Origin of the sequence: Candidatus Erwinia dacicola, from assembly GCF_001756855.1 — a bacterium.
GTDB lineage: Bacteria > Pseudomonadota > Gammaproteobacteria > Enterobacterales > Enterobacteriaceae > Erwinia > Erwinia dacicola.
On sequence record NZ_MAYS01000410.1, the window covers coordinates 1 to 1,483 of the forward strand.

General features: G+C 44.3%; 3 protein-coding genes. 1 reads left to right on the top strand and 2 read right to left on the bottom strand.

Translation table 11 applies throughout. The features are described 5' to 3' along the window. Nucleotides 1-65 precede the first annotated feature (65 nt). The gene (locus BBW68_RS11265) at nucleotides 66-296 is read left to right on the top strand and encodes a hypothetical protein (RefSeq protein ID WP_070135436.1); all 231 of its coding nucleotides are present in this window, start codon (nucleotides 66-68) and stop codon (nucleotides 294-296) included. A 37-nt stretch (nucleotides 297-333) separates the two neighbouring features. On the opposite strand, the gene BBW68_RS11270 is transcribed toward BBW68_RS11265, so the two are convergent. Beyond that, entirely contained in the window at nucleotides 334-666 is a 333-nt protein-coding gene (locus tag BBW68_RS11270; RefSeq protein WP_070135437.1) for a stability/partitioning determinant, read from the bottom strand. Further along, entirely contained in the window at nucleotides 663-1,370 is a 708-nt protein-coding gene (locus tag BBW68_RS11275) for a ParA family protein (RefSeq protein WP_070135438.1), read from the bottom strand. Before BBW68_RS11275 ends, BBW68_RS11270 begins: the two co-directional genes overlap by 4 nt. Between the last annotated feature and the right edge of the window lie 113 nt (nucleotides 1,371-1,483).

A 1,483-nucleotide genomic window follows, 5' to 3' on the forward strand; every position in this document is an offset into this window, starting at 1 on the left:
TCGATCGGTATTGACAGATAGAAAATGGCAGTAAATTTACCCGAGGAAAGAAAAAGACCAGGGAGTTGATTGACTGGTTCATCGAAGCTGAATTTGAGGGGCAAACTTTAGGCGGAAATGAATACCGGATACCTTTGACCTCTGAAAACGATGAACAACTAAAAGAACAGGTGGAGTATTTATTGAGTGAAATTAATATGATAGCGGATGTCCATAACTGTATGATCATTGACTGCCTGCTTACTAATGACCAGACTGGCCAGGGATGGGATGATTGTGCCGGTTGTTGGCAGTAAGTCGGTGTAACACCCGGCACATTATGTATGAGCTAATTTATATACCTTTCCCGTTTTCCAGTTCTCGTTTCAAAGCCGCTAATGCCCGCTTAAGAGTTTCGCCTAATGGCTCATCAATAATATCGGCGACGCGGTACAGCTCGTCTTTGGTCTCCTGCTCACCCTTAATGTTGATCTGTATATTGCGTCCGGTTTTAAATCGCCGCTTTGACCGTTCGACTGGTGGAGTTGCCGGTGTTGACTGGCGACTGACAAAACCGTGTTTGTTGGCTAGCTCCTCAATTTCTGCGTTGCTTTGCCTTGGTTTATGCTCGGTAACTGATTTAGGCTCGAAATTCTTCAAGCTATCCAATGGATCTACACGACTCATAATGTGACCTTGTCTTGTTGCTGTGACGCATCTGAGGTAATTCTTGCTATCACTTCTCGAGTGAAGGCCTCTGCATTTTCAATTGCTTTATTTACATTTGAAACTTCGTCACGGGGAAGGGTTTCAAGAGGTTGGCGATATGAAAACATCGCTTTGAAAGCGGCCCGTTCATTTAACTCTGTTTCAAAGAAAGGAATCCCCCCTGCTTTAAAGCTTTTACGAATATGTCTTGTATCCCGGCTCTGGATTGCGGCCGACGTACGTGTGAACAAAACAGCGTAAGGTAGTTTGTAATCAGGTTTATGCTTCTGAATACCACGTTCATGTGCCCTGATTAACCCAAAGGCTCTGCTTGCCTGTTCGGCGTCCAGTTGCGAGCCTTGTGTAGGTACGACTACAAAGTCTGATTCTGCAATCGCATATGCAACTATTGTTGCTGCTGTTCCCTCCAGGTCGACGATTACGAAAGGTGTTTTTGTCGCGGCTTCAGCTATAGTCTCACCGATCGTTTTATCCGTAACGTCTGAAATAATGGTCATGTTTTGTGGAGTATCTCCGCCCTCTGACCAGGTTTTAATAGGGTGGTTCGGGTCGGCATCAATAACGGTGACGGGAACGCGCCGCGCGATCTGCATAGCTAATGCTAAAGCTGAAGTAGTCTTCCCTGCTCCCCCCTTCGGTGATACGAAAACAATAACAGGCATACTTACATCCTCATCGCTAATGAAGAATTCCTTTTTGAATTCTAAAATAGTTCCATTTGAGAATTCTTACATAATTCTTTTGGGAATTCAATTAGAAATTCTTTGTTGAATTC

What these genes read in the sequence shown, in the direction of transcription:
- BBW68_RS11270 (WP_070135437.1), bottom strand. Translation starts at nt 666, where the DNA reads ATGAGTCGTGTAGATCCATTGGATAGCTTGAAGAATTTCGAGCCTAAA.
- BBW68_RS11275 (WP_070135438.1), bottom strand. Translation starts at nt 1,370, where the DNA reads ATGCCTGTTATTGTTTTCGTATCACCGAAGGGGGGAGCAGGGAAGACT.